The 24,039-nt window shown below is 69.5% G+C and carries 17 protein-coding genes; 4 read left to right on the top strand and 13 right to left on the bottom strand.

Annotated elements, in window-relative coordinates:
• Positions 1-143: 143 nt before the first annotated feature.
• Together ABZ406_RS06675 and ABZ406_RS06670 are read right to left on the bottom strand one after the other, a co-directional pair.
• Positions 144-374 carry a DUF2188 domain-containing protein gene (locus ABZ406_RS06675; RefSeq protein WP_357756408.1) on the bottom strand — a complete coding sequence of 77 codons (231 nt, stop codon included), beginning with the start codon at positions 372-374 and terminating at the stop codon, positions 144-146.
• Between the two features lie 72 nt (positions 375-446).
• Entirely contained in the window at positions 447-1,106 is a 660-nt protein-coding gene (locus tag ABZ406_RS06670; protein WP_357756405.1) for a M23 family metallopeptidase, read from the bottom strand.
• A gap of 121 nt (positions 1,107-1,227) precedes the next feature.
• Here ABZ406_RS06670 and ABZ406_RS06665 point away from each other — a divergent pair, with 121 nt between their 5' ends.
• Genes ABZ406_RS06665 through ABZ406_RS06655 form a run of 3 tightly spaced genes read left to right on the top strand, consistent with a single transcriptional unit; the run spans position 1,228 to position 4,955 of the window.
• A complete protein-coding gene (locus ABZ406_RS06665; protein WP_357756402.1) occupies positions 1,228-3,675 on the top strand; it encodes a PEP/pyruvate-binding domain-containing protein in 2,448 nt (815 codons plus the stop codon).
• Complete coding sequence (locus ABZ406_RS06660; RefSeq protein WP_357756399.1) at positions 3,672-4,337, top strand: hypothetical protein; 666 nt, start codon at positions 3,672-3,674, stop codon at positions 4,335-4,337. The genes ABZ406_RS06665 and ABZ406_RS06660 overlap by 4 nt, the downstream gene beginning before the upstream one ends.
• Positions 4,338-4,388: 51 nt before the next feature.
• Positions 4,389-4,955: a TetR family transcriptional regulator gene (locus ABZ406_RS06655; RefSeq protein ID WP_357756396.1), complete on the top strand. Its 567-nt coding sequence runs from the start codon at positions 4,389-4,391 to the stop codon at positions 4,953-4,955.
• Positions 4,956-5,082: 127 nt separating this feature from the next.
• Here ABZ406_RS06655 and ABZ406_RS06650 read toward each other — a convergent pair whose 3' ends face one another.
• The 4 genes from ABZ406_RS06650 to ABZ406_RS06635 all read right to left on the bottom strand — a co-directional run bounded on the left by ABZ406_RS06650 (position 5,083) and on the right by ABZ406_RS06635 (position 10,349).
• Positions 5,083-6,399, bottom strand: a complete 1,317-nt coding sequence (locus ABZ406_RS06650; RefSeq protein WP_357756394.1) for a hypothetical protein — start codon at positions 6,397-6,399, stop codon at positions 5,083-5,085.
• A 14-nt stretch (positions 6,400-6,413) separates the two neighbouring features.
• Positions 6,414-7,940: an alkaline phosphatase D family protein gene (locus ABZ406_RS06645; protein ID WP_357756393.1), complete on the bottom strand. Its 1,527-nt coding sequence runs from the start codon at positions 7,938-7,940 to the stop codon at positions 6,414-6,416.
• A 121-nt stretch (positions 7,941-8,061) separates the two neighbouring features.
• Positions 8,062-9,045, bottom strand: a complete 984-nt coding sequence (locus tag ABZ406_RS06640) for a hypothetical protein (RefSeq protein ID WP_357756391.1) — start codon at positions 9,043-9,045, stop codon at positions 8,062-8,064.
• Positions 9,042-10,349 carry an MFS transporter gene (locus tag ABZ406_RS06635; RefSeq protein WP_357756388.1) on the bottom strand — a complete coding sequence of 436 codons (1,308 nt, stop codon included), beginning with the start codon at positions 10,347-10,349 and terminating at the stop codon, positions 9,042-9,044. The genes ABZ406_RS06640 and ABZ406_RS06635 overlap by 4 nt, the downstream gene beginning before the upstream one ends.
• Positions 10,350-10,565: 216 nt before the next feature.
• Here ABZ406_RS06635 and ABZ406_RS06630 point away from each other — a divergent pair, with 216 nt between their 5' ends.
• Positions 10,566-11,945, top strand: a complete 1,380-nt coding sequence (locus ABZ406_RS06630) for a DNRLRE domain-containing protein (RefSeq protein ID WP_357756387.1) — start codon at positions 10,566-10,568, stop codon at positions 11,943-11,945.
• Between the two features lie 175 nt (positions 11,946-12,120).
• On the opposite strand, the gene mmsB is transcribed toward ABZ406_RS06630, so the two are convergent.
• The 7 genes from mmsB to araA all read right to left on the bottom strand — a co-directional run bounded on the left by mmsB (position 12,121) and on the right by araA (position 24,014).
• On the bottom strand, positions 12,121-13,371 hold the full coding sequence (mmsB, locus tag ABZ406_RS06625) for a multiple monosaccharide ABC transporter permease (RefSeq protein WP_357756385.1): 1,251 nt from the start codon (positions 13,369-13,371) through the stop codon (positions 12,121-12,123).
• Complete coding sequence (mmsA, locus tag ABZ406_RS06620) at positions 13,368-14,906, bottom strand: multiple monosaccharide ABC transporter ATP-binding protein (RefSeq protein ID WP_357756383.1); 1,539 nt, start codon at positions 14,904-14,906, stop codon at positions 13,368-13,370. The genes mmsB and mmsA overlap by 4 nt, the downstream gene beginning before the upstream one ends.
• 83 nt (positions 14,907-14,989) lie before the next feature.
• Positions 14,990-16,132 carry a multiple monosaccharide ABC transporter substrate-binding protein gene (gene chvE, locus ABZ406_RS06615; RefSeq protein WP_357756381.1) on the bottom strand — a complete coding sequence of 381 codons (1,143 nt, stop codon included), beginning with the start codon at positions 16,130-16,132 and terminating at the stop codon, positions 14,990-14,992.
• A 313-nt stretch (positions 16,133-16,445) separates the two neighbouring features.
• Positions 16,446-18,101 carry a ricin-type beta-trefoil lectin domain protein gene (locus ABZ406_RS06610; protein WP_357756379.1) on the bottom strand — a complete coding sequence of 552 codons (1,656 nt, stop codon included), beginning with the start codon at positions 18,099-18,101 and terminating at the stop codon, positions 16,446-16,448.
• A gap of 268 nt (positions 18,102-18,369) precedes the next feature.
• Positions 18,370-19,356, bottom strand: coding sequence for a LacI family DNA-binding transcriptional regulator (locus ABZ406_RS06605; RefSeq protein ID WP_357756377.1), 987 nt, complete (start codon positions 19,354-19,356; stop codon positions 18,370-18,372).
• Between the two features lie 413 nt (positions 19,357-19,769).
• Positions 19,770-21,890 carry a family 43 glycosylhydrolase gene (locus ABZ406_RS06600; RefSeq protein ID WP_357756375.1) on the bottom strand — a complete coding sequence of 707 codons (2,121 nt, stop codon included), beginning with the start codon at positions 21,888-21,890 and terminating at the stop codon, positions 19,770-19,772.
• Between the two features lie 621 nt (positions 21,891-22,511).
• Complete coding sequence (gene araA / locus ABZ406_RS06595) at positions 22,512-24,014, bottom strand: L-arabinose isomerase (protein WP_357756373.1); 1,503 nt, start codon at positions 24,012-24,014, stop codon at positions 22,512-22,514.
• Positions 24,015-24,039: the final 25 nt, after the last annotated feature.

The raw sequence follows: 24,039 nt of genomic DNA, 5'->3' as shown, positions 1-24,039 counted from the left end.
CCAGTCCCGGGTGAACTATATCGCCCTAAAACGCCCATATTTCTCTTACGGGGATAAAGCTGACTCCCCCTTTCGCGCGCCGGAAGCGCATCGACCCCCTCGGTCACGCCGAGGGGGTCGATGCGCGAGGTGCTGGGAGCTGTTCAGCCCTCGATGTCGCGGGGGTCACGGCTGCGGGGGTAGGTGTTCTTCTCCCCGATCGTGCCGTCCTGCTTCTTGATCACGTGTTCGACGCCGCGGTCGGCCGCCATCTCGCGGCCCTGGGCCTGCGCGTCGGCCTTCACGTCATGCGTGCTGGTGGCCCGCTCCTGGCCCTCCGGCTTGTTCTTCCACTGCCCGTCCTCGTGGTACGTGTCGACGTCACCCTTGGCCATGGCCGGCTCCTCCCTGCGTCTGAACTGTCCTCTCAGTCAGTGCCCCGAGCCGGGCCGGGCAAACCGCCGTCCTCAGGAGACAGCCGGACAGTTGTTGCTCACCCGCCGGAGGATCTGTTCGCGTTCGTCGGTGGTGATGCCCGACGGCGTGCCGTCGAAGTGGGTCTCGACCTTCTCCCAGCCGCGGCGCTGCTCGTAGTGCAGGTGCGGTGCGCCGGAGTTGCCGGTGCTGCCGAGCCGCCCGATCTGGTCACCCTGGGCGACCTTCTGACCGACGGTGACGAGTGGCGGTTCGAGCATGTGCAGGTACTGCGTCTCCCACTTGCCGCCGTGGTCGATCTTGACCCAGTAACCGCCGCCGCGCCCGCGTGGACCGTCCGGGTCCTCCGGGGTCCGTCCACCCAACGAGCCGTTGATGCCCGCAACGGTGACGGTGCCGGCGGACGAGGCGAGCACCGGACGCCCCCACGTCTCGCCCTCGATCGGGAAGAAGTCGACGTCGTAGTCGTCGTGACCGGGGTAGGTGCTCAGCTGCCACGTCTCTCCGCAGGTCACCGGCATCTGGAAGAGCGGGCGCGGGCCGGCCGGCCGCAGCATCGGCACCGCGACCACGGCGATGCCGAGGACGGCCGCCAGTGCGACGAGCGCGAGGAGGAGGCGGATGGCACGGCTTCGGGGGCGGCGGTGGGAACGGGCTCTGGTCGGGCGGCCGGTCGTCACCGGGCCGAGCATGGCAGATCCCGGCAAGCTCTCGCCCTGAGGTCTGGCACCCGCCACGGTGACATTGCAGTTGCATCGCCAAGGAGGTACGGTCAGATTCAATGCAGTTGTATTGTCAAGAGAGTGGGCCGCCATGCACGTGATCGCACTGTCCGAGGTGACCGCCGCCATGACCGCCCTGGTCGGCGGCAAGGCGACCGGGCTGGGCGAGCTGATCCGGCACGGCGAGCAGGTCCCCGCCGGTTTCTGCGTCACCACCGAGGCGCACCGACTCGGCGTCGTTCCCACGGCCGAGGTCGTCGCCGCGTACCACCGGCTCGGCGCGGGCCCGGTGGCGGTGCGCTCCAGCGCCACCGCCGAAGACCTGCCGGACGCCAGCTTCGCCGGGCAGCAGGACACCGTCCTCGACGTCACCGGCGACACCGAGCTGATCGCCGCCATCGAGAAGTGCTGGGCGTCGCTGCACGGCGACCGGGCAACCGCCTACCGTGACGCCCGCGGCATCGATCATCACGCGGTGCGGATGGCCGTCGTCGTGCAACGCATGGTCACCCCCACGGTGGCGGGAGTGCTGTTCACCGCGAACCCGCTGACCGGGCGCCGCGACGAGATGGCCGTCGACGCCGCTCCCGGCCTCGGCACGACGGTGGTGGACGGCGCCACGGCCGTCGACCACTACATCCTCGACGACGTCGCGCGCGACGAGACAGGCTGCCTCACGGCCGCCCAGCTGACCCGCCTGCGCGCCGTCGGCGAGCGGTGGCAAACCCACTTCGGCTACCCGCAGGACATCGAGTGGGCGATCGACGCCAACGACGTGCTGTGGCTGCTCCAGTCCCGGCCGATCACCAGCCTGTTTCCCGCCCCACCGCCGAGCGAAAAGCCCCTCCCCCGCGTCTATCTGGAGTTCGGGCACGTCCAGGGCATGCGGCAACCGGTCACCCCGATGGGCATGGCGACCCTGCGGACACAGATCGCCGCGATGCTCGCCGCGCTCGGGGTGCGGGTCGAGATCGTCGACATCGGCGGCCGCCTCTACGGCGACCTCACCGACCTCGCGCGCGACAGGTCGGCCCGCCGGCGACTGGTGAAGCTCCTGGCTGTCGACTTCGGGCCGCGCGCCCAGGCGGTGATGCACCACGTCCTCGCGGATCCCCGGTTCGCCCCGACCACCGGCGGCACCCGGCCCGGCGGCGCGGCGGGCGCGGCGTCGCTGCGGACGGCCGGCCGCGCGGTGGTGGGGATCCTGCGGGCGCTGGCCCGTCCCGAGGCCGCGCGGACCCGGATGTTCGAGGCGATCGAGAAGCTGAGAGTAGGCTCCGCCGCCCCCGCCGACCTGCGGACCGCCGCGGACCGGCTGCGCTTCGTGCAGGCGCAGGACGCCGACGCCGACGCCGACGACACCGCCGACGCCATCATGTGGCCGATCGTCGCCGGGATGCTCGCCAGCGCGCTGCCCACCGCCCTGCTCAGGGGCGTCGCCAGCCCGGACGAGATCCACGCCGTGCTGGGCGGCATGCCGCACAACGTCACGATCGAGATGGACCTGGCGCTGTGGCGGCTCGCCCAGGAGGTGGGCGACCACCGTCAGCTGCTCCTCGACACCCCGCCGGCCGAGCTGGCCGCGCGCTACCTGCGCGGGACGCTGCCCGACATCGGCATGGCGGCCTTCCTGGACGTCTACGGTCACCGGGGCGCCGCCGAGGTCGACCTCGGGGTGCCGCGCTGGGCGGAGGACCCGACGCCGGTCTTCGCCGCGGTCGCCAACTACCTGCGGGTCACCGATCCGAGCCAGGGCCCCGACAGGCGCTTCCAGCGGGCCGCCTCAGCGGCCGAGACGGCGCTGCGGGAGCTGAGCACACGAGCCCGCCGTCGACGGCCGGTGCGGGGCCGCCTCGCCGGTTTCCTGTTGCGCCGGGCGCGGTCGCTCGCCGGCCTTCGCGAGGCCGGGAAGTTCGCCGGGTTGTACCCGCTGGCCGAGACGCGCCGCCAACTGCTGCTCATCGGCGCCGACCTGCACGACTCCGGCCTGCTCGACAAGCCCGACGACATCATGTTCCTGACCCTCGACGAGGCGCAAACAGTCGTACACCAGGGTGTTGATCTGCGCGGGACCGTGACCGCCCGGCGGGCGGTGCACCGCCGGGAGCTGCGGCGTGCAACGGTGCCGGTGGCACTGCTCTCCGACGGTACGGACGTCGAGACCGTCCTGCCGTCGTCGCCGGCCGGTGACGGAACGCTCGTCGGAGTGGGCGCGTCGGCCGGCCGGGTGACCGGCCCCGCCCGGGTCGTCCACGATCCCGGCAGCGCCCACATCGAGCCCGGCGACGTCCTGGTGGCCGCGACCACCGACCCCGGCTGGACGCCGCTGTTCCTCACCGCGGCCGCGCTGGTCACCGAGACCGGCGCGATCATGGCGCACGGCCCGACGGTCGCCCGCGAGTACGGCATCCCCGCCGTCATCTGCGTTCCGGACGCCACCCGGACCATCAGGACCGGGCAGCTCGTCACAGTGGATGGCAGTGCCGGAACAGTCACCCCGCACCGACAGTCGCCCCCCGACCGAGAAGGACGGCAATGACCGACACGACGACACCGGCCAGGGCGCGGGTCGGCCCGCTGCTCCGTCGGGCGGCCCAGGCCGAGGCCGCCACCTGGCGCAGCCTGTACGCGTGGGCGCGGCGTCGCCCACTGCCGCTGAAGCCCGGCGACGAGCCGTTCGGTTACCTCGGCGTGGTCAAGCCGATCCTGGGCATCTTCATCGGCCTGTCGGTCGTCGAGATCCCGATCTTCGACGTGGTGGTGACGCACGTGGTGCCGTGGCGTCCCGCCCGCTGGATCGTGCTGGGCCTGGGCATCTGGGGTCTGCTCTGGATGATCGGCCTGTACGCCAGCATGACCATCCACCCCCATGTCGTGGGCGACCGGGGCCTGCGGGTGCGGCTCAACTCGGGCATCGACATCTGGATCCCGTGGACGGACGTCGAGGCCCTCCGCAAGCGCTACCGCTCACTGCCCTCGAGCAGATCGGTGCAGGTCGAGCAGGAGGGCGACCGGCGGGTCGTGTCCGTCTCGGTCGGCAGCCAGACGAGCATCGACGTCCTGCTGCGCCGTCCGCTGACCTTCGACCTGCCGAAGACCGGTTCCCAGCCGATCAACGAGTTGCGCCTGTACGCCGACGACCCGGACGGCCTGCTGCGCAGCGCCCGGGGCACCCCCGCGAGCCACCCCGTCAGCCGGTGACCGCCGCGCTGGCGGGGAGTCCGGGCCACCCACTGTGAAACGATCGAGGCCATGCCCAAGAAGGTCGATCACCAGGAGCGACGCACCCTCATCGCCGACGCGCTGATGCGGGTCGCCGCGGACCAGGGCCTGGAGGCCGTCAGCCTCCGACACGTGGCTGCCGCCGCCGGCGTGTCCGCCGGAATGGTCCAGCACTACTTCCGGACCAAGGACGAGATGATGGCGTTCGCGCTGAGCGTGGTGCGCGAGCGCAGCCAACTCCGGGTCACCGAGGCGGTGACGCGGTTGGGCGGCGACCCGTCTCCCCGGCTGCTGCTGCGCACGATGCTCGCCGCGCTGTTGCCGCTCGACGAGGGCACCCGTGACGACGGGCGGGTGGCGCTCGCGTTCCTCGCCTACACGGCGGTACGACCGTCGGCAGCGCCCACCCTGCACGAGGACACCGCGCAGTTCACCGGGTTCATCGCCAGCGTCCTGCCCGACCGCCACGGCGTCGCCGCCGCAGCCGGCCTGCTGGCGCTGATGGAGGGGCTCGGTGTCTACCTGCTGGGCGGGCAGTACACCGCCGAACAGGCGCTGGGCGCGCTGGACGCCCAGCTGGACCTGCTCTTCGGCTGATCCGGTAACGGCGTGCGCGGTGACCCCCGGACCTGGGCGGCGTGATCGACTCGGTTCTGCCGAAGTCGCGGTGTCCCGCTGCCGGGAACACCGCGACTTCACCGGACCCGAGTGGATCAGGCCCGGCTCAGTGGGTCGTCACGCCCGCCCGCGCCTTCAGTCGGCGCAGCTCGTCGGCGGACATCAGCCAGGTGGAGTTCGTCGTCCCCAGGCCGAGGAGCACCTGGTCGAAGGAGTTGCCGTCGTTGTCGTCGGTGTAGCAGACGCTCACCTCACCCCACGGCGACGCCGCGACCGCGAAGTGCTCCTGGCGACCGGTAGTGGTCTGGCTCAGCGCCTGGGCGGCCAGGCGTCCGGTGGACGTGCCGTCCGGGTTGAGGCCCCGCGCCCAGACGTCCGGGTTGGCGCCGGACACCGTCCAGCCCACCACGACGTTGTCCTGGTCGTCGATGCCGACCCCCGGAGCGACGGCGCCGGTTCCGGTGGAGACCTGCACCTCGTCGTGGCGGGCGGTGCCCGTCGCGGTGAACGATCGAGCCCACACACCCCGGCTGCCGGTGTGGTCGGATTCCCACCCGACGGTGAAGTCGCCGGCGAAGTTCGCCGCCACCGAGGCACGCTGCTGCTGCCCGCCGCTCTGCGCGTTGGCAGTCCGCCGCGACAGCGCCACGGCGCCGTTGGACCGGGCCAACCGGGTCAGCCCGATGTTGTACGAGCCGTTCGCGTCGGCGTCCTCGTCCCAGACCACGAGCGCCTCGCCAGAGGCGGACACCGCCACGTCGGGGCGGTGGTGCGAACCCGTGGTCTGTGAGGCGGTCACCTCGTACGCCTTGGTGGTGGCAGCGGTGAAGCCGGCTGCCTTGACGGTGGCGGGAGCGGTGCCCTGCACGTCCTCCCACACCACTGTGAAGCCGACGGCCGCGGCGTTCGTGGGGGCGCCGTCCGGGTCGACCGAGACCTTCGGCCAGATCTGCTGCCCGGCGTCGCTGGCGTTGGCCTGCCCCGAGCCGAGCACGGCGCCGGCGGGCGACACCACCCGGTACTGGATGTTGTAGACGCCGTTGCCGTCGCCGTCGCCGGCCCAGACCACCACGGCGTTGCCCCGGTCGTCGAGCCCCACGTCCGGGCTGATGTGCCGCCAGGCGGCCCCGCTGGTTCCCCCGGTGGAGAGCTTCAGCTCGTACGCGGGCGTGCCGTCACGGAACAGCCGCAGGTAGATCTCGCTGTGGGTGTCGTCCTCCGGGGCGGTGCCGTCCCGGTCGTCCTCCCACACCACGGCGACGTGGCCGTTGCGGTTCATGGCGATGGACGGCAGGTCCTGGTCGCCGGTGGCGACGCTGTTCGCCGTGGTCCAGGTGACCGCCTCGGCGGTCATCGCGGTCGGGGCCGGGGCCAGGTTCGGGACCAGCAGGGATGCGGTGAGCAGTGCGGTGATCGCGGTCATTGTGGCTATCTCCCTTACCCGGCCTGCAGGCCGGGCTGGCCGTCGAGGATGACGAACGACCGCACTGTTGAGGCCGCCGCGCCGTGTTCGGTCACTGTGTTCACCGCACGGAAGTCCGCCCGGACCTGGCTGCGGCTGATCGTGGTACGGACGTAGCCGCGCCGGTCCGAGTAGAACTTCAGGTGCGGGTTGGCCGCCGCGTTCGGGACGGTGGTGCTGCCGCTGCCGTTACCTGTCGAGGTGATCGAGGTGCAGACCAGTTCGGTGCCGATGGTGGCCGAGGAGGGGTTGGCGTAGTCGGCCTTGAGGTCGTTGGCCCACGACTTGTGCACGTCGCCGGTGAGCACCAGCGGGTTGCGTACCCCGCGCTGCTGCCAGCCGGTCTGGATGCGGCTGCGGGAGGCCCGGTAGCCGTCCCACGCGTCCATGCTCGCCGCCCCGTTCGCGTCGAGCTGCTGGGCGAAGAAGACCTGCTGGCCGAGGATGTCCCAGGTGCCGTAGCGCTGGGCCAGCCCGTCGAGCAGCCACGCCTCCTGGGCGGCGCCGGTCAGCGACCGGGAGGCCAGGTCCGCGTCGGCGCAGACCTTCCAGCCGTCCCCACACGCCTGGTCGTCGCGGAACTGCCTGGTGTCGAGCATGTGGAAGGTGGCGAGTTGCCCCCAGCGGATGCGCCGGTACAGCGGGATGCTGTTGCCGCTGGCGGCGGAGGCCGGTCGCAGTGGCATGTTCTCGTAGTAGGCCCGGTACGCGGCGGTCCGGCGCGCGGTCCACTGGGCGGCGGTGAGCGTGGGGCTGCTGTCGTTGCGGACCATGTTGGCGTAGTTGTTCTCCACCTCGTGGTCGTCCGGCACCACCAGCCAGGGTGCCGCCGCGTGGGCGGCCTGCAGGTCGGGGTCGGATTTGTACAGCGCGTACCGACGTCGGTAGTCGGCCAGCGACACGATCTCGGTGCCGAGGTGCTGCCGCACAGTGGAGGTGCCGACACCGCCCTCGTAGATGTAGTCGCCGAGGTGCAGGATCAGGCCGGGGTTGTCCTCGGCCATCCGCCGGTACGCGGTGTAGTAGCCGGCCTCGTAGTGGGCGCAGGAGGCGAAGGCCATCACCAGGTCGCGGCCGAACGAGCTGGGCGCCGGGGCGGTCCGGGTCCGCCCGACCGGCGAGATCTGGCCCTGGGTGCGGAACCGGTAGTAGTAGTCGGAGTCGGCGGCGAGCCCGCCCGCGATGGCGTGCACGGAGTGCGCGTCGGCGTACCGGGCGGCCACCGAGCCGGAGGCGACAAGCGAGGTGAACCGGTCGGTGGTGGACACCTGCCACTCCACCGTCACGTCGGCGTTGGCCATGCCGCCCTGCCCGTCGGCGTTGAGCGGGGACGGTGCCAGCCGGGTCCAGAGGACCACGCTGTCGGGTGCCGGATCACCGGACGCCACACCGAGTTTGAAGGGGTACGGCACTGCGGCATGGGCGTTCTGGCGGGGTGTGAGCGCCACACCGGCGGTCACCAGTCCACCGAGGACGAAGATTCGACGACTGAGCCTTGTCATGGTCAACAGCCTCGGGAACGTCGATGAACGGCGATGGGTGCTCGGCGGAATCCCACATGACGGAATGCTGTCCGCGCCAAGGCGTTCAGGTGTCCGGGCCGCCGGCCCGGGACCGGTTCCGTCAGGTGAGGGGCGACGGCGACTCGGCTCCGGGGATCACCAGCGTCGGCGTGCCGGCCCCGTCCGCCGGGACGCTCCAGACGTCGGGCTGGCCGTCGTCCTTCCGCAGCGTGTAGGCGAGTTTCCCACCGTCCAGCCACGCGGCCTGGTCGTCGACGCTACGGGTTTCGGCGGTCGCGGTGACCCGCATGGTGGCCAGGTCGAGGACCGACAGCCGCCAGCCCTTCGCCGGGTCGGCGTCGATGGCCTCCTTGAACGCGAGCCGGGTGCCGTCCGGGGACAGCGACGGGCACTCGACGTTCTCCTTCAGCGTCTCGACAGTGCGGGCGGCGAGGTCACCCCGGACGAGATACCTCCTACCCCCGGTCGCCATCGTCGCGTAGAAGCGGTTGTCGTCGGCGGTGAAGGTGACGCCCCAGTAGTTGACGTCCGCGTTGCGGTAGGCCCGGCCGTCCCGCGTGATCGCGAACGCCTCGAGCGAAGCCACTGCGGCCCCGGAGCGGGTGTCGAGGATCCCGGTGCGGGTGGAGAAGCCACTTGAGGTGTACGAGTCGCCACCGACGAACGTGGTCCAGGAGACCATCCGGCCGGAGGCCGAGACCCGGGCCCGGTTCGGCAGTCCCGGCACGCTCACCACCCGCGTCTCGCGCAGCGCCGCGTCGAGCACGACCATCTGGTACGACCACGCCGTCTCCGGCTTCAGGCAGATACCGGTGCCGGCGGCGGCGTACACCCGAAGGCATTCCAGGGCGGCGACGGTGCGCGGCCCGGCGGGATCGGTCGCGGCAACTGTGGAGACGTGCCGGTCGGTGACGGCCAGCAGGCGCGGGCCGGGGGTCAGGGTGACCGCCTGGTCGCCGGCGGCGGGCGGCGGCGCCGGGGCGGGTTCCGCGGCCACTGCCACGTACCCGGCCGCCACACTGCCCAGCAGCACGGCCGAGGCGAGCACCACGCCGAGCTTCGCTCGGTTCGACATCGCTGTCATCGGGGAACCTTCCGGGAATTCAGACGGGACGGCGGAGCCAGCAGGAGGAGCGTGCCGACCAGGACACCGGCGACCGCGACGGCGGCCGCGCGGATCGCGTTCTCCGGCCCCCACGCCTGCCAGGCCAGACCGAACAGCACCGACGAGACGAGGTACGCGAGCGCCTGCCCGGTCTGCACCACAGCGATTCCGGTGGTCCGCAGGCGTGTCGGCAGCACCGGGGCGGCGAGCGCGATGAGCACGCCGTCGGTGGCCGCGTAGAACGTGCCGTACAACGTGAGCGTCAGCGCGATCAGGGGCCAACCGTCGACCGGTCCGGCCAGCAGCAGGTACGTCGCGCCGAGGGCGGTGTATCCGCCGATCACCACTGGCAGTCGGCCGATCCGGTCGGCGAGTACGCCGAGCGGGGCGGCGAGCAGCAGATAGGCCAGGCTGGTCCCCACCGCCAGCAGCGGAAACCAGCGCAGACCGAGGTCTTCCCGGCGTTGCAGCAACAGGTAGACGAAGCCGTCGCCGATGGTGGCCAGCCCGAGCATCGCGGCGGCCAGCACCAGCCGACGGGCGGGTCCGCCGCGCAGCAGGCCGAACGCCTCGCGCACGGAGACTTTCGGGTCGTTCGGTGCCTCGCCGTCGGGTGCCTCGCCGCCGTATGCCGCGCCCGGTGGTCGCTCCCGGACGAAGAGCACGAGCACGACAACGGCGAGCGCGGCGATACAGAAGCTGGTGACGAAGACCGCGTCGTAGGACTGCCCGACGACGAGCAGGACGGCGAACGCGGCGAGCGGCCCGAGGAACGCCCCGACGCTGTCCATCGCCCGGTGCACCCCGAACGCCCGACCCAGCGCCTCGGGTGGCGTGGAGAGCGTGATCAGCGCGTCGCGCGGCGCGCTGCGGACACCCTTGCCGATGCGGTCGACGGCGATGACGGCGCCGATCGCCGGGATCGACCGGCCGGCGAGCAGCAGACCGAGCTTCGCGACCGCCGAGAGCGTGTAGCCGATGCCGGCGATCAGTTTGCGCCGCCGGAACCGGTCGGCGGCGAATCCGCCGACGACCCGCAGCAGCGCCGTCGCGCCGGTGTGGACGCCGTCGAGGACGCCGAAGGCCACCGGGCTGAGGTGCAGGCCCAGCACCAGGTAGAGGGGCAGCACGGCGGCCACCATCTCGGCCGACACATCGGTGATCAGGCTGACCGTGCCGAGAGCGACGACGTTGCCGCTGACCAATGCGAACCGTCGGCGCCGTGGCCCCGGGCCGGGCTCCTCGCCGGCCGGCCGGGAGACGGTCGACAGGTACACGCGCATCTCCTCGGGTCGACGACTGACGGTCAGCCATCGTGGCGACCGGGCCGGAGGGGCCGCAAGGGACAGTGGGCGTCAGCCAGACATGCGACGGATGAACAGGCGACAAACATCGAGGAGTTTCGTTGGTTGAGCGTACTGTTCATCTGGCGGCAGCGCGCCGGTTCATCGGCCTTCCTACATTCCTTGCGCTCTCCACCCGCAGAGAAGGGGTCCTGGATGGACATTCGAATCGCCCGCCCACGGCTGACGGTGGGAACGGTCGCGGTGGTCGTTGTCGCCAGCGCCGCCGTCGTCCTCACCGGATCGGTAGCGGCATCGGCGGCGAGCGTGACGTTCACGCCGGTCGCCGACACCTACGTCCAGAGCGACACGGCCGCCACCAACTACGGCACGTCCACGCAGGTGGTGGTCGACAACTCACCGGTGCGGCGTTCGTTCCTCCGCTTCACGGTGAGCGGTGTCAGTGGCACCGTGACAAGCGCCAAGCTGCGGCTGCGCACGATAAGCGGCAACAGTGGCAGCGACGCCGGTGGCACGTTCCGCCGGATGTCGAACACGACCTGGTCCGAGACCGGCACCACCTGGAACAACCAGCCGGCCATCGACGGGGCCACGCTCGGCACGATCGGCGCGGTCAGCGGCAACAGTTGGTACGAGGTGGACGTCACGGCCGCGGTCACCGGCAACGGCACGTACAGCTTCGGTGCCACCTCGGCCAGCGGCGACGGCGCCTACTACGACACCCGCGAGAGTGGCGCGGACGCCCCGCAGTTGGTGGTCACCACCGGGAGCACCACGCCACCCCCGTCGGGCGACCCGGTCTTCGTCGGCGCCGGTGACATCGCCGACTCGGGCTCCGGCGACAGCGCCACCGCGACGCTGCTCGACTCCATCCCGGGCACTGTCTTCACCACCGGTGACAACGTCTACGACAGTGGAACGGCGTCGCAGTTCACCAGCTACTACGAGCCCACCTGGGGCCGGCACAAGTCGCGCACCCGCCCGTCGCCGGGCAACCACGACTACAACACGTCGGGCGCGACCGGCTACTACAACTACTTCGGATCGTCAGCCGGCCCGAGCGGTCGGGGGTACTACTCGTACGACCTCGGCAACTGGCACGTCGTCTCGCTGAACTCGAACGTCAGCATGTCGGCCGGCTCCACCCAGGAGCAGTGGCTGCGCGCGGACCTGGCCGCCAGCGGCAAGCCGTGCACCATCGCGTACTGGCACCACCCGCTGTTCACGTCCAGCTCCGACCACGCGCCGTCGACGTCGACGCGTCCGCTGTACCAGGCCCTCTACGACTACAACGCCGACGTCGTGGTGTGGGGACACAACCACGTGTACGAGCGGTTCGCGGCGATGAACCCGGCCGGCGGCGCCGACTCCAGCCGGGGTCTGCGCAGCTTCGTCGCTGGGATGGGCGGCGCCAGCCACTACGGCTTCGGCACCATCCAGCCCAACAGCGAGGCCCGCAACAGCTCGGCGTGGGGTGTCCTGAAGTTCACCCTGCACTCCAGCAGCTACGACTGGCAGTTCGTTCCGGTAGCCGGGCAGACCTACACCGACACCGGCACGGCGAACTGCCACTAACCCCCAGGTCCTATCCCGCACGGCCCCGTCGATCTTGCAGTTTGTGTCGCGGCCTCTGCCCACAAAAGCCGCATGACGTCGACACAAAGTGCAAGATCGCGGGGTGGGGTTTCACTGACGACGGTGGCCCCTGACCGTTCCACGGTCAGGGGCCACTGTCGTGTGGGTTCGGGCGTCAGCGGGCGGTGCCGGCCCGACGCTTGTTGTAGACGTCGAAGGCGACCGCGACGAGCAGGACGAGACCCTTGACCACCGACTGGGTCGACTGGTCGATGCCCATCAGCTGCATGCCGTTGCTCATCACCGCCATGATCAGACCACCGACCATCGCGCCCACCACGGTGCCGACGCCACCGGTGACCGCCGCGCCGCCGATGAAGGCGGCGGCGATCGCGTCCAGCTCGAACATGTTGCCGGCCGCCGGCTGTGCGCCGTTGGACCGCGACGAGTAGATGACGCCGGCCACCGCCGCCAGGAAGCCCATGTTGACGAACATCCAGAAGTTGACGGTGCGGACCTTCACCCCGGACAGCGCCGCCGCCGACAGGTTGCCGCCGATCGCGTAGACCTGGCGACCGAACACCGTACGCCTGGTGAGCAGGCCGTAGACCAGCACCAGGACCGCCAGGATGATCAGAACGATCGGCAGCCCTCGGGCGTGCGCCAACTGCCAGGCGAAGTACATGAGGACCGCGCCCACCAGCACGACCCGGGCGACGAAGAGCGGGAACGACTCGACGGGCTGCTGGTAGCGGATGCGCGCCACGCGGGTGCGGAAGCCGCTCACCGCGTACCCGGCAACGGCGATCGCACCGATCAGCAACGTGAAGGCGTCGAAGCCGTCGCCGCCGAGCAGGCCGTTGAGGAAGCCCGCCGCGACCTGCTGGTACTCCGACGGGAACGGCGACAGCGAGATGTTGTCGAGGACCCGCAGTGTCAGGCCCCGGAACAGCAGCATGCCGGCCAGGGTCACGATGAAGGCCGGAATGCCGGCGTACGCCACCCAGAACCCGTGCCACGCGCCGACCGCGACGCCGACGACGAGCGCGGCGACGACGCCGATCCACCACGGGTGACCCTGCTGGATCACCAGGACGGCGGAGACCGCTCCGGTGAGCGCGACGACCGATCCGACCGACAGGTCGATGTGCCCGCCGATGATCAGGATGACCATACCGATCGCGAGGACCAGGATGTACGAGTACTGGAGGACGATGTTCGTGATGTTGCCGGGGCTCAGCAACACCCCGTCGGTCAGGACCGCGAAGAGCGCGACGATGACGACCAGGGCGACGTAGATCCCGCTCTGCCGCAGGTTGTTCAACACCAGCGCCCGCAGGTCGCTCGTCCCGCTGTGCAGGGCGGCGGCGGGTGGGCTGTCCGGTGGCGTGGGGCGCTCCGTCGAAGGGGTCTTGATGCTTGTCATCCGACGAGCTCCTTGTCCTTGGTCATCAGCTCCATGAGGCTCTCCTGAGTCGCCTCGGCCACCGGCATCTCGCCGGTGATCCGGCCAGCGGCGAGGGTGTAGATGCGGTCGCACATTCCGAGCAACTCCGGCAGCTCGGAGGAGATGACGATCACCGCCTTACCGGCGGCCACCAGCCGGTTGATGATCGTGTAGATCTCGTACTTGGCGCCGACGTCGATGCCGCGGGTGGGCTCGTCGAGGATCAGCACGTCCGGGTCGGTGAAGAGCCACTTCGACAGCACCACCTTCTGCTGGTTTCCGCCGGAGAGTTTGCCGACCACCGCCATGACGCTCGGCGTCCGGATGTTCATCTCCTTGCGGCTCGTCTCGGCAACCTTGATCTCTTCGTTGCCGTTCACCCAGCCCAGGCGGGACAGCCGGTCCAACGCGGCGGCGGACACGTTGCGCCGCACGTCGTCGATGAGGTTGAGCCCGTAGCGCTTGCGGTCCTCGGTGACGTAGGCGATGCCGTTGTCGATCGCCTCGGCGACGGTGCGCGCCTGCACCTCCTGACCGTGGACGAAGAGTCGGCCCCGGATGTCGCGCCCGTAGGACCTGCCGAAGACGCTCATGGCCAGCTCGGTCCGCCCGGCCCCCATGAGGCCAGCGATGCCGACGACCTCACCGGCGCGGACGGACAGGCCGACGTTCTCGACGACCATCCGGTCCTGGACGGGGTGCCGCACCGTCCAGTCCTCGATGCGGAGGACCTCGTCACCGGGAGACGACTCGCGGTCGGGGTAGAAGCTGTCCAGGTCGCGACCGACCATGCCTCGGATGATCCGCTGCTGGTTCACGTCGTCGGACGTCATGTCGACGGTCTCCACCGCGCGCCCGTCACGGATGACGGTCGTCGAGTCGGCGATGGCGGTGATCTCGTTGAGCTTGTGCGAGATCATGATGCAGGTGATGCCCTGCTCCTTGAGGGCCCGCAACAGGTCGAGCAGGTGCGCCGAGTCGATGTCGTTGAGTGCGGCGGTCGGCTCGTCCAGGATGAGCAGGCGCACCTTCTTCGACAGCGCCTTGGCGATCTCCACGAGCTGCTGCTTGCCGACACCCAGTTGGATCACCGGGGTGACCGGGTTCTCGTGCAGCCCGACGGACGCCAGCAGCTTCGCCGCTTCGGCGTTGGCGAAGTTCCAGTCGATGAGCCCGGTGCGGCCGCGCCGCTCGTTGCCGAGGAAGATGTTCTCCGCGATCGACAGGTACGGCACCAGGGCGAGCTCCTGGTGGATGATGACGATGCCGTTGGCCTCGCTGTCGCGGATGCCACGGAACTGCATCGGCTTGCCGTCGAAGAGGATCTCACCGTCGTACGAGCCGGACGGGTAGACGCCGGACAGCACCTTCATCAGGGTGGACTTGCCGGCGCCGTTCTCACCACAGATGGCGTGGATCTCCCCGCGGCGCACTGCGAGGGTGACGTCCTCCAGCGCGATCACGCCGGGGAAGGTCTTGGTGATGCGACGCATCTCGAGGATGGTGTCGTCCATTGTCACTGTCCTCCGTCAGGTCTGGACGTGGTACGCGCCCAGGCGTCGGGCCCGGCGGGTGACCGCCGGGCCCGACGAGTGGCTTACTTCTTGGCCTGACCGGCGGCGACCTCTTCCGCCGTCCAGTAGCCGGAGTCGATCAGCGTCGCCTTGATGTCGTCCTTGTAGACGGTCGCGATCGGGAGCAGGTACGCGGGAACGACCTTGACGCCGTTGTTGTACGTCTTGGTGTCGTTGGCCTGCGGCTGCTTCTTCTGCAGGAACGCCTCGGCGGCGTTCACGGCCTGCTCGGCAAGCAGTCGGGTGTCCTTGAAGACCGTGGAGCTCTGCACGCCGTCGTTGATCAGCTTGATCGAGGCGATCTCGGCGTCCTGGCCGGTCACTACCGGGAGCTTCTTCGCGCCCTTGCCGTAGCCGGCGTTCTGCAGGGCGGTGATGATGCCGCGGGAGATGCCGTCGTAGGGCGAGAGGACCCCGTCGACCTTCGAGCCGTCGTTGTAGCTGGAGGTGAGGAGGTTCTCCATCCGCTTCTGCGCGGTCTCCTGCTGCCACCGCAGGATGGCTACCTGCTCGGGGGTGGTCTGCTTGGACTTGACGACGAGCGTCCCGTTGTCGATGAACGGCTTCAGCGTGTCCATCGCGCCGCCGAAGAAGTACTGGGTGTTGTTGTCATCCAGCGACCCGGCGAAGAGCTCGACGTTCAGCGGCCCCTTGGCGGTGCCCTTCGAGCCGTCCTTGTTCAGCAGGCCGAGGCCGACGAGCAGCGCGGTGCCCTGGGCGACGCCGACCTTGTAGTTGTCGAAGCTGACGTAGAAGTCCACGTCCTTGCTGCCACGGATCAGTCGGTCGTAGGAGATGACCGGGATCTTCGCGGCCGCGGCGGCCTGAAGCTGGCTGCTGAGCGCGGTGCCGTCGATCGCCGCGAGGATGAGGACATCCGCACCCTGGGTGATCATCTGGTCGACCTGCTGCGACTGGGTGGGGATGTCGTCGCCGGCGTACTGGAGGTCGACCTTGTAGCCCTTGGCCTCAAGCTTCGACTTCACCGCGTTGCCGTCGGCGATCCACCGCTCCGACGTCTGGGTCGGCATCGAGACACCGATGGTCAGATCGCTGGGCTTCTCGTCGCCGCTCTTCTCACCGCTGCCCGCACCCCCGCCGCTGCACGCCGCCAAACTGAGCGCGAGTGCCGCGCCGCCGAGAGCAACCAGGAATTTCCTGCCCACGGGCTTCTCCTCTCTGGACTCCCCCGCCGACTGCCGGGGCCAAGTGTCATCTTTCGGGTAGTGTTAGCGCTCACATAGATTGCGTCAACACCAGATTCGAAATACCGGTGTCACGGTCTCGTAACGGAGCATCCACGTGAGCGTAGCCAGGTGGCCGATCCACCGGAAGGGCAGGACGCGGCAACTCAGCGTGGTCGTCCGCTGCACTCTACAGACCGATGCCCGCGGACGACGTCTGTCGTCCGCGGGCATCGGGCACCACCGCCGGATCAGGTGGGTCGGCGCGACCTCGGCGGTCGGGCAACCCGGTCGGCTACCGCTGCGACCACCGCTGGTTGGCCGCTCCGGTGCACGTCCAGAGGATCACCGTGGTGCCGTTTGCCGTGGCGTTGCCGTTGACGTCCAGGCAGAGCCCCGTCTGCGTGTTGCTGATCGTGCCGCTGGCGTTGACGGTCCACTGCTGGTTCGTCCCACCGTTGCAGTCCCAGATCTGCACCTTGGAGCCGGCCGTGGCGTTCGACGGCGCGTCCAGGCACTTGCCGAGGGCCTGCAGGGTCTGACCGCTGCTGGTCCAGCGCTGGTTGGCGGCGCCGTTGCAGTCCCAGATGACCGGCTGCGTACCGTTCGTCGTGTTGCTGTTCGGCACGTCCAGGCAGCGGCCGGAGGCGGCGCTGGCGTACGCGCTCGACGTGGTCGGCGGCGGCGTCGTCGGAGGAGTCGTTCCGCCTCCGCTGACCCGGTACACCACGGTGCCGTGCGCGGGGACGCTGGCGCTGATGGTCCCACTGCTGGTGCTGGTGCCACCGGTCCAGGCGTCCACGAGCGTGAACGACGAGCCGGACTTGCCGACGGCCGCGGCCGTGGTCGAGATCGTCGTCGTCGAGCCGCCCTGGTTGAACAGGGCCACCGCGACGTCACCGTTGGCGAGCCGCTTGGCCAGCACCCGGCGGGTGCCGTCGAACGACACCTGCGTCCCCTGCAACCCGAGCGAGTCCTGGTTGACAGCGATCAGGTTGGCGTTCTTGAGGATGGTCTGCGTCGCGGCGTTCATGTTCCGCACGTCGTTGCCGGCGATCAGCGGAGACGCCATCATCGCCCACATCGCGAAGTGGCTGCGCATCTCCGTGTCGTTCATGCCGCCCCGACCGACCTCCATCATGTCCGGGTCGTTGAACCCACCCGGCCTCGCATAGGACGCCAGCGGAACCGTCACGTTGATGATGTTCTGGATGCCCATCGGGTAACCGTTGCTCTGGCCGGTGTCCCACGCGTTGGTGATGTCCTCGGTGGTTCGCCACATGTTCGCCACGTCGCCCCAGTTGCGCTGCGGGCCGGTCTTGGCGTGGATGCTGTTCGAGTTGATGCTGTAGACGATCGGTCGACCGGTGGCGGCCAGCGCGTCACGCATCTTGGCGAAGGTGGTCACCTGGTCGTTGATGCTGCCCTCCGGCGAGCACCAGTCGTACTTGAGGAAGTCGACACCCCAGGCGGCGAACTGGCGCGCGTCCTGCGCCTCGTGGCCCCGGCTGCCGGTGGCGCCGGGGTAGGAGCCGAAGTACTGCGCGCAGGTCTTGTCGACAGGGACCTGGTAGAGGCCGAACTTGAGGTTGCGGGCGTGCAGGTAGTCGCCGAGGGCCTTCATTCCGCTGGGAAACCGGGTCGGGTCGCCCTGGATGTTGCCGGAGCTGTCCCGGTTGGGGTTGAACCAGCAGTCGTCGACCACGACGTACTGGTAGCCCAGGTCCCGCATGCCGCTGCTGACGATCGCATCGGCTGCCTGCCGGATCAACGCCTCGTTGATGTTGCAGCCGAACGAGTTCCACGAATTCCAACCCATGGGCGGAGTACGCGCCACGCCGTTGTCGAGTGCCTGCGCCGTCGGGGCGCGAAGGCCGACGAGTGCGCCGGCGAGCAGTATTCCGGCCGCCAGTGCGCTCCCCCAGCGCCGACCTCGGGTAATGCGGTTCATCGAGCCTCCTCGTCGGTGGCGCCCGCCCGTAACATTGATCGCTGGTCGGTGCGCCAATAGTTGTACGCCAATTTTTGTTAGCGTTAACAGAGACGCCCATCATGTTACGGCGACATTTCACGAGGTTCAATACCTGCACGAGTTCGTATCGCCAGGCATCGATTGGTCACAGAGCGCAACCCATCGAGTCACGTCTTATCGACCGTGAAGCCGGGAATCGCCGGCCCGGCCGCGTCCCCGTGGGTGGATGGTGGTGGGGGGCCGGCCGTCAGCGAGGAGGCGGGGCGACGCTGTCGCGGGAGACCAGAGCCGGGGCGACGGTCTGCCGCAGCGCCCCAGCGGTGCCCGACTCGATCTGGGACAGCAGCATCTGCAGGCTCGCCCGCGCCACCGCGTCGAAGTCCGGTCGGACGGTGGTCAACGGCGGGATGAAGTACGCCGCCTCCGGCACGTCGTCGAAGCCGACCACGCTGATCTCGTGCGGCACCCGTCGACCGAACTCGTGAAGCGCCCGCAGCACACCCAGCGCGAGATGGTCGTTCGCTGTGAAGACGGCGGTGACCTCGGGCATCCGCGCCAACATCTGCCCACACCGGTAACCCGATGCCGCGGACCAGTCCCCCGGCATCGGCGGCGGCGGATCCAGCCCGGCGGCCAGCAACGCCTGCCGCCAGCCGTCGATCCGGCCCACGCTGTCGAACCAGTCGGTCGGCCCGGAGACGTGCCACACGGTCCGGTGCCCGGCGTCGAGCAGATGTTGCGTCGCCGCCCGGGCGCCCGCCACCTGGTCGACAGTCACCAACGGCACCGGCCGGCTCGGATCACCGTCGACAGTGACCAGCGGGACGTCCTTGGGCAAGCGCTCCAGCGCCTCACCGGCCGACTCGACCGGGGCGATGACGACGATGCCTGCCACCCGGTGCGACAGGTGCCGCTCGACGGCCGCCGAGATGGAACGGTGGTCCAGGTTTCGCACGCTGCCGACGCTCACCGCGAAACCCTCCTGGGCGGCGGTCTGCTCCAGGGCGGCCAGCAGCGACGCCGGGCCGTAGAGCGTCGTGTTCTGTGCGACCACACCGATGACCTGCGATCGACCGGTCACCAGGGCACGTGCCGCGCCGTTGGGGCGGTAGCCGAGTTCGGCGATCGCCGCGCGCACCCGAAGTCGGGTCTGCTCACGGACGTTGGGGTGCCCGTTGAGCACCCGCGACACCGTCTGATGGGAGACACCGGCGAGACGAGCAACGTCCGTCATCGCGGGACCGTGGACGGCCATTTCACTCCCCCCACTACATCTCCGGCCCGCGGCCCGTCGACGTCGACTGGAGCGGCCCGGCCCGATCCCCCTCGCTCAGTCACCACGCCGGTGCTGAATCCCAGGTGACCAGCGCTGGATCGCCGACAGTCTACGCCAGCGACGGCCCTGAACACGGCACGGAGGTGCGGGGACTGCACGACGTGCCGACGCCGTACGACGCGGTGCCCACCCGCCGCCCCCGACCGACCGGGGCGGGGCCACCGTCGCGATGTCGTACGCCGGCCTGCCCTCGCTCCTGGACAGAGCGTCGAGCAGGCCGGCGAGGACCTGAGACGGTGGCGCGGGCGTCACATGCCGTCGGGCCTGCGGTGCCAGCGCCACCGGTCAGAGCGATCGTCGTGTGACTGGTGTCACGGGGTGGTCAGGTCGAATCGCCGCACGGTGACAGCGCCACCGAGCGCCTGCGTCGCGTGGTTGAAGATGGCGAATCGGTAGCCCATGAAGAACTGCCAGTTGTTCGCAAGCGTCAGGGCGTTGCCGAACGAGGTGAAGTTGACCCCGTCGGTGCTGTACGAGAAGCGTGCCTGCCGGCCGGAGCCGGGTCTGATGTCGGCGTTGGCGCGCAACCAGATCCGGCCACCGGAGACGGCGGTGCTCGCCACCTCACTGCCGGTGCTGGTGGTGTTCCAGCTGCCGTCCATCGTCAGGCCGTTCTGCATGACCAGCCGGGTGGACCCGTTGTCCCGTCGGATTCCGATCCAGGCCGACGAGTTACGCAGCACGGCCAGGCCGGTGCGGTCACCGTCACGCATGGTGGAGTAGTCCAGCTCGATCGTCGCCGTCGAGGTGGGGCCCTGGATGCGGTGGGTCAACGTGTTGCGGGCCTTGTACAGGTCGTTGGTGACGGTCGCGGTCTGCAGGTTCAGCCCGTTGTTCACCGACCACTTGCTGTTGTCCGGGTTGTGGTTCCACTCCCACTGCGGGCCGAGTGTGGTGCCGGCGAACGTGTCGGTGCCGGTGAGCGGCTTGACCGCCCGGGGCGGCGCGGGCAGGTTCGGCTTCGGGTACGAGCTGCCCCAGGTGCCGTTGACCGTCTGCAGCACCGGCCAGCCGTCGCCGGTCCAGGTGATCGGGGCCATGGCCGGCATCCGACCACCGGGGTACGCGTCGACGAACGACATGTAGTACCAGTCCCCGTTCTGGGTCTGCACCAACCCGCCCTGGTGCGGCACGCCGCCACCGGAGATGGGGCCGGGCAGGTTGAGCAGCACCTGACGCTGCTCGTACGGGCCGAACGGGCCGTTCGTCGACTTCAGCACGTACTGGCCGTTGGCCGGCCGGGTCAGCCAGATGTAGTAGGCGCCGTTGCGCTTGTAGAAGCGGGCGCCCTCGAGCGTCCCGATGCTCGACGGCGTCTGGTACACCTGCTGGGCCCGAACCTGGGACTTCCCGTCGGCGGACAACTGCGCCACGCTGATGGTGCTGTTGCCGTACGCCACGTACATGGTGTCGTTGTCGTCGATGAGCATCCCCGCGTCGTAGTAGCAGTTGGGGATCGTGGTGTGCTTGCTCCACGTGCCGTCGACAGCCGACGCGGTGTAGATGTGGGTCTGCGCGAAGTCGATGCACCCGGCCCAGTAGTACGTCCGGTTGCTCGGCCGGTAGTTCAGCGTCGACGCCCAGATCCCGTCGACGTACGCGTTGCCGCCGCTCATGTCGTACTTCGAGCCGAAGTCCAGCTTGGGCACGGAGTGGCCGGCGTACTCCCAGTTCACCAGGTCGTAGGAGCGCAGGACCGGCGCACCGGGTGAGTAGTGCATCGTCGACGCCGACATGTAGTAGGCGTTGTCCACCCGGATGATGTCGACGTCGGCGAAGTCCTGCCAGACGACCGGGTTCGAGTACGTACCGGTCGACGGGGGCGGCGTGGTGGGGGGCGGCGTCGTGGGGTCGGTCCCCCCGTCGACACGGACGAACTGCCACTGCTGGTTGGTGCCGTTCCAGTCGTCGTACTGCACGATGTTGCCACCGTCGGCGGTCGACGCGCCCTGCACCTCCATCGCCTTGTTGCTGTTGCGGTTGACCAGCCGGACGTAGCCGCCGTCGGAGTCGGCCAACCGGAACTGCTGGTTGGTGCCATTGGTGTCGCTCCACTGCACGATGCTGCCGCCGTTGGCGGTCGAGAAGCCCGAGACGTCCAGCACCTTGTTCGACAGCCGCGACTTCACCCGGTAGTAACCACCACCGGAGTCGACGAACTGCCACTGCTGCTGGTTGCCGTTGTTGCGGGTCCACTGCGTGATCCGCGCACCGTCGTTCGTCGCCAGGTTGTAGACGTCCAGAGCCTTACCGCTGTTGCGGTTCACCAACACGTACCACGCGTTCGTGTCCACTGTCGCCGCGGAGGCCGGCGACGGGGCGACGGCGGCGAGTGCCGCACCGACCACCACCGCCACCACGGCCGCGCCGAGTAGTGACAATCTCCCGCGCCGGCGTGGTGCTCCCCGTGGAACCTGTCCAATGGAAATCATGATCCTCCTTCGCTGGCCTGAGGTGCCGGACGTTCTCCACCGGCAGCCGCACACTGGTCGGCGCCTCGGCCGGACCAGTGATGTGATCGCTAACAGCACCCTCCGCCAAGTCCCGGAGATCGTTCGACCCTCGACGGAGAGGAGCAGATCAGAGCCGGCGTGGCGCAGGGATCGAACTCTGTTGATGCTTACTGTTATCGATAACAAGACCGTAGTCAAGACGAAACATGAGCCCGGCGGTCGAGCGGGCGACCTCCACGCCGAAGGGCGCGATGAGGACGCGACCGAGTCACCACCAAGGACGCGGGAAGACCACTGCCGGAGGGCGCGCGGAGGCTGTCTCGGAGGGCGGAGGCGGGCGCAACGCGAGCATGCGGCGCCGGCCGGATGCGAATGCGCGATCGGTGGCAGCTCAGAGGTGCGGATCTCGGCGTGTCGAATGGCTCAGCCGTGATCCACTCGGGTTCTTTGAAGTCGGGCCTTCCGGGCCGCCCGCATACCGCGTGTTCAATGAACCCGAGTGGAGCACGGGCGTGATCGACTCGAGCCGGCAGGCCCAAGTCGATCACGCCCGCAAGGCCCGGCAGGCCCTGATCGAGCACAGCCGGCCGAGGCCGGTCGTCAGAAGCCGCGGGCCAACCGGTGGTAGGCCTGGTTCCAGCGCAGCTCGTCGGCGAAGCGGCGGGGCTCCGTGTCGGCGTCGATGACTACCAGCTCGGTGCGGCTCATCTCCGCCAGGTCGTGCAACTCCTCCACGCCCACCGCCTGTGACAGCACTGTGTGGTGCGGGGCGCCCGCGGTGATCCACGCCTCGGCCGAGACGGGCAGGTCGGGGCGGGGACGCCAGACGGCACGGGCGACAGGCAGCCGGCGCAGCGGTTGCGGCGGGGCCACCACGTCGATCTCGTTGGCCACCAGCCGGAAACGCTCCCCCATGTCGGCCAGCCCGAGCACGACGGCCGGGCCGGGTGCGGCGTCGAACACCAGCCGGACCGGGTCCTCCCGGCCACCGATGCTCAGCGGGTGGATCTCCACGTTGGGTACGTCGGAGGCGATGGTCGGGCAGACCTCGAGCATGTGGGCGCCGAGCACCAGCTCGCTGCCCGGGGTGAGGTCGTAGGTGTAGTCCTCCATGAACGACGTCCCGCCGCTCACGCCCACCGCCATCGCCTTCAGCGTGCGGACCAGGACCGACGTCTTCCAGTCGCCCTCGCCGCCGAAGCCGTAGCCGTCCGCCATCAGCCGCTGCACGGCGATGCCCGGCAGCTGACGCAGCCCTCCGAGGTCCTCGAAGTTGGTGGTGAAGGCCCGGAACCCGCCGGCGTCCAGGAAGGCACGCATGCCCAGTTCCACGCGTGCGGCGTACCGCAGCGAGTCGTGCTGCTCGCCGCCGGGCAGCAGCTCACCGACGATGCGGTAGGTGTCCTCGTACTCCTTGACCAGGTCGTCCACCTGCGCGTCGGTGACCTGGCCGACCACCTCGACCAGGTCGTTGACGCCGTAGGTGTTGACCGAGACCCCGAAACGCAACTCGGCCTCGACCTTGTCGCCCTCGGTCACCGCGACGTCACGCATGTTGTCACCGAAGCGGGCCAGGCGCAGCGACCGCATCGCCGACCAGCCCAGCGCGGCGCGAGCCCACGCCCCCACCCGGGTGGTCACCCGCGGGTCGCTGACGTGCCCGGCCACCGTCTTGCGGGCCACACCGAGACGCGTCTGGATGTACCCGAACTCGCGGTCGCCGTGGGCGGCCTGGTTCAGGTTCATGAAGTCCATGTCGATGTCGTTCCACGGCAGCAGAACGTTGGCCTGGGTGTGCAGGTGCAGCAGCGGCGTCTGCAACGCGTCCAGACCGGAGATCCACATCTTGGCCGGCGAGAACGTGTGCATCCAGGCGATGACCCCGACGGCACCCTGAGCGGCGGCGTCTCGACAGACCTGCAGGATCTCACCGCTGTTGGTCAGGACGGGCTTCCAGACCACGCGGGCGGGAATCTGCGGCGAGTCGTCGAGCGCTGCCGCGATCTGGCGGGACTGCTCGGCCACCTGGCGGAGCGTCTCCTCGCCGTACATGCCTTGGCTGCCGGTGAGGAACCAGATCTCGGGTTCGGTGTGTGGTGCCATGGAGTTGCCTTCCGCGAGAGGGGCG

It is taken from the genome of Micromonospora sp. NPDC005710 (assembly GCF_040630995.1).
Classification (GTDB): Bacteria; Actinomycetota; Actinomycetes; order Mycobacteriales; family Micromonosporaceae; genus Micromonospora.
Note: the sequence above shows the minus strand (reverse complement) of the source record. Positions and strands in the feature narration are given on the sequence as shown.